The 4817-nt window shown below is 66.5% G+C and carries 2 protein-coding genes and 1 pseudogene; all 3 read left to right on the top strand.

The features are described 5' to 3' along the window. Nucleotides 1–2637: TonB-dependent receptor (locus tag RT567_RS13570; protein ID WP_313576819.1), on the top strand; the 2637-nt coding region annotated here is incomplete at its 5' end. A gap of 200 nt (nucleotides 2638–2837) precedes the next feature. Next, on the top strand, nucleotides 2838–4247 hold the full coding sequence (lpdA, locus tag RT567_RS13565; RefSeq protein ID WP_313576818.1) for a dihydrolipoyl dehydrogenase: 1410 nt from the start codon (nucleotides 2838–2840) through the stop codon (nucleotides 4245–4247). A 149-nt stretch (nucleotides 4248–4396) separates the two neighbouring features. Next, nucleotides 4397–4817: pseudogene (locus tag RT567_RS13560) on the top strand (hypothetical protein); the annotation flags it as partial.

The following is a 4817-nucleotide window of genomic DNA, read 5'->3' as shown; positions in this document are numbered from 1 at the left end:
GGCCGCCGCGCGGTCAGCAACAGCCAGGGCGAGTTCAACCTGGGCGGCGTCTCGGGCCAGGTCACGCTGGAGGCCCGCTACATCGGCCTGCCGACCGCGACCCAGACGGTCGCCGCCGCGCCGGGCCGCCTGACCTCGGTCACCGTCATGATGGGTTCGGGCGATGCGGTCGCCGTGGCCGACGTCATCGTCAATGGCGTCATCACCGAGGGCGTGGCCCGCTCGCTGAACCAGCAGAAGAACGCCGACGGCACCATCAACGTCCTGTCGGCCGACGCCATCGGCCGCTATCCCGACCCGAACGTGGCGGAATCGCTGCAGCGCGTGCCGGGCATCGCCATCCAGCGCGACCAGGGCGAGGGCCGCTACATCAACGTGCGCGGCGCGCCGTCAGCCTTCACCGCCGTGTCGGTGGACGGGGTGACGGTTCCGGCCGTCGATCCGGGCACGCGCGCGGTCGATCTGGACACCCTGCCCAGCGACATCGTCTCCAACATCGAGGTCTCCAAGACCCTGCTGCCGAGCCAGGACGCCGACTCCATCGCCGGCGCCGTCAACATCAAGACCCGCTCGGCCTTCGATCAGCGTCGCCTGGCCGTCAGCGGCTATGCTGGCGGCAGCTACAACGACTACGGCGGCGAGGACATCCGCGCGGGCGCCACGGCGTCGAACGTCTTCGGTGCGGACCAGACCTTCGGCGGCCTGCTGTCCTACTCCTACTCCAAGACCAACCGCCGCCCCGACAACGTCGAGTCCGGCTGGACCAAGATGAAGACGCCCGAGGGCGGCGAGGTCTTCGCCCTCGAGGAGAGCCTGTTCAAGGACTACGACACCGAGCGTACGCGCCAGTCGATCAACGGCTCGCTGGAGTTCCGCCCGTCGGACGCCTATCGCGCCTGGGTCCGCGGCTCGTTCGCCCAGTTCGAGGACGACGAATACCGCAACCAGCTGCTGCTGACCTATGACGAGGACAACCTTCAGGCCGGCGCGACCGACCGCAAGGCGACCTTCGACGAGGTGACGGTCGAGCGTCAGCTGCGTCACCGCACCCAGAAGAACGAGATCCTGACCCTGACGACCGGCGCCGAGCGCATCTTCGGCAACGGCGCCGTGTGGGATGCGAACATCTCGTGGGCCAGCAGCGAGCAGACCTATCCGAACCGCAACGAGCTGCTGTTCCGGTCGCGGGCCAAGCCGTCGGTCACCTATGACTTCACCGGCGATCACTACCAGCCGACCTATTCGATCTTCACGACCGGCGAGCACATGGACGCGGCGCAGTACCGCTTCCGCGAGAACGCTTTCCGCTCTAGCACGACCGAGCAGGAAGAACTGACCTTCCAGACCAATTTCGAACTGCCCTCGGTCATCGCCGGTCGCGAGGTCACCTGGAAGTTCGGCGGCAAATACCGCACCCGTGACGTCTCGGCCGACGAGGACCGCTTCCGCAGCCGTGACGCCGCCCATGCGCCGTCGCAATCCTACGCCGACCTGCTGACGGGCTCGGACTCGCGCAACTACGACTATCTGCTGGGCAAGAAGTTCAACAACGGCCTGGTGGACGACTACTTCGGCCAGATGCGCCCGCTGTCCCCGATCCGTCCGGCGGATTCCATCGCGGCGGATTACACCGCCAAGGAAGACATCCTGTCGGCCTACGCCCAGGGCCGCCTCGACATCGGCGCCACCAATGTCATCTTCGGACTGCGCGTCGAGAACACCAAGTTCGAGGGCGAGGCCGCCAGCCTGATCGATAACGACGGCACCAAGCCCTATGACATGGCGCGGGTCGATCGCGATGATACCGAGTTCTTCCCCAACCTGACGGTCCGCCACAGCTTCTCGGACAATCTGATCGGCCGCTTCGCCCTGACGCGCTCGATCTCCCGCCCCGAGTTCAACCAGATCGTCCCGCGTCGTATCGAAGAGACCGACGGTACGGACATCTCGTACGAGATCGGCAATCCGGACCTGCAGCCGACGCTGTCGAACAACATCGACTTCGGGCTGGAATACTACTTCGCCTCGCTGGGCGTGGTGTCGGCCAACGCCTTCTACAAAGACCTGACCGACTATCGCTACATCCTCAAGTACGAGGACAAGGTGACGATCGACGGGATCGAGTTCGACGCCGAGTTCGAGACCCCGATCAACGCCCCCAACGGCCATCTGATGGGCCTGGAGCTGAACTGGCAGCAGAAGTTCAGCTTCCTGCCGGGCTGGGCCTCGGGCTTCGGCGTCTTCGCCAACTACACCTGGACCGACGCCGAGATCGAAACGGCCCAGGCCTATGGCGGCCGCAACAAGTTCTCGCTGCCAGGTCAGTCGGAGAACAACTACAACCTGGCCCTCTTCTACGAAATGGCCGGCTTCAGCGCCCGCCTCAGCTACACCAAGCGGAGCGACTATCTGGAAGAGATCAACGCCGACGATCCCGACTTCGACCTGTTCGTCGAGGGCCGCGAGCAGCTGGACTTCACCGCCTCCTACGACTTCGGCAACGGGGTCGAGGTGTTCGGCGAGGCCAAGAACCTGACCGACTCGGCGGGTGTCCGCTACTACGGCTCGCGCGAGCGGACCTATGAGTATGAGAAGTTCGGCTACAACGTCTTCATGGGCGTGCGCTTCAAATACTGATCGGCCGGTGAGGCGAAGCGGAGGGCCGGGCGGCGGCGCCCGGCCCTTTTGCATTGCGGCTTTGGGCCGCTTTGCCTTTGGTCGCATGGCCCTCGGCGCAATCCGGGCCTATATGGAGCCTGGCGGTTGACCCCGCCGGGGGCGGCGCTAGTGTCCGCGCCGTTTCCCGACCCCTGCGCCAGACCGATCAGAGGACTTCCATGGCCGACGCTTCCCAGACCTACGACGTGGTGATCATCGGGGGCGGGCCGGGCGGCTACAACGCCGCCATTCGCGCCGGCCAGCTGGGCCTCAAGGTCGCCTGCGTCGAGATGCGCTCGACCCTGGGCGGCACCTGCCTGAACGTCGGCTGCATGCCCTCCAAGGCCCTGCTGCACGCCTCGGAACTGTATGAGGCCGCAGGCAAGGACTTCGCCGGCATCGGCATCGAGGTGAAGCCCAAGCTGAACCTGGGCCAGATGCACAAGGCCAAGGACGACAGCGTCGAGGCCCTGACCAAGGGCATCGAATTCCTGTTCAAGAAGAACAAGGTCGACTGGCTGAAGGGCCGCGGCCGCATCGCCGGCCAAGGCAAGGTCGAGGTCGAGGCCGCTGATGGCTTGAAGACCACCTATGACGCCAAGAACATCATCATCGCCACCGGCTCCGAGCCGACCCCGCTGCCGGGCGTCGCCTTCGAAGAGGGCAAGGTCATCGACTCGACCGGCGCCTTGTTCCTGCCCAAGGTTCCGAAGCACCTGATCGTCATCGGCGCGGGCGTGATCGGCCTGGAGCTGGGCTCGGTCTGGCGCCGTCTGGGCGCCGAAGTCACCGTCGTCGAATACCTGGACAAGGTCGGCGCCGGCATGGACGCCGAGGTCGCCACCGCCTTCCAGCGCGGCATGGCCAAGCAGGGCATGACCTTCCGCATGGGCACCAAGGTCACGGGCGCCAAGACCACCAAGGACGGCGTCGAGCTGACGGTCGAGCCCGCCGCCGGCGGCGCCGCTGAAACGATCAAAGGCGACGTCGTCCTGGTCGCCATCGGCCGCCGTCCCTACACCGAGGGCCTGGGCCTGGAGACGGTCGGCGTCACGCCGGACCAGCGCGGCTTCGTCGGCCACGACCACTTCAAGACCTCGGCGCCGGGCGTCTGGGTCATCGGCGACGTGACCCACGGCCCGATGCTGGCCCACAAGGCCGAGGAAGACGCCGTCGCCACGGTCGAACTGATCGCCGGCAAGCCGGGCCACGTCGACTATGATCTGGTTCCGTCGGTCATCTACACCACGCCGGAAGTGGCCTGGGTCGGCAAGACCGAGGAGCAGTTGAAGGCTGCGGGCGTCGCCTACAAGAAGGGCAAATTCCCCTTCGCCGCCAACAGCCGCGCCAAGATCAACCACGAGACGGACGGCTTCGTGAAGGTGCTGGCCGATGCGACGACCGACAAGCTGTTGGGCGTCCACATCTATGGCCCGCAGGCCGGTGAACTGATCAGCGAAGCGACCATGACCATGGCCTTCGGCGGCTCGTCCGAGGACATCGCCCGCACCTGCCACCCGCACCCGACCCGCGCCGAAGCCGTCCGTCAGGCGGCCATGGGCGTCGAAGGCTGGACGATGCAGGCCTAAGCCTCACCGGCTTTCAGACCGCGATCTGAACGGCGCGCTCCGTACGGGGCGCGCCGTTTTCGTCTGGGGCGGATTGCGGAAACTTAACTTGTCGGGACGCGGCCCCGCTCGCAGCTTAGCCAGGGTTTCGCGAGAATGAGGGTGAGGCGATGCGTCTGGGAATCTGGCTGGCGGCGGCGTGGGTGGCGATCGGTTCGGCCGCCTCGGCGCAGGAGCATCGTCCCTCATTTCAGCCGGACCAGTTGAAGGGACCGCCGGCGGGCGCCCTCAATGAGGTGCTGGTGCTGGGTTCGCCTCACCTGTCCAGCCTGCCGGACAGCTTCCGGCCCGAGCAGTTGGAGCCCTTGCTGGCGCGGCTTGAAGCCTGGCGCCCGACCGCTGTCGCCATCGAGAACCTGTCGGGCATGCAGTGCGACGCCATGCGGCGCTATCCCTCGCGCTACGCCGAATCGGTCGCAACCTACTGCTATGATCCGAGCGCCGAGGGGCAGGCCCTGGGGCTGGACGTACCCGCGGCCAACGCCGAGGTCGAACGCCTGCTGGCGGACTGGCCCGCCGCTCCGACGGCGG

The sequence above is a fragment of the Brevundimonas sp. genome, assembly GCF_032107865.1.
In the GTDB taxonomy this organism is placed as follows: domain Bacteria; phylum Pseudomonadota; class Alphaproteobacteria; order Caulobacterales; family Caulobacteraceae; genus Brevundimonas.
Note: the sequence above shows the minus strand (reverse complement) of the source record. Positions and strands in the feature narration are given on the sequence as shown.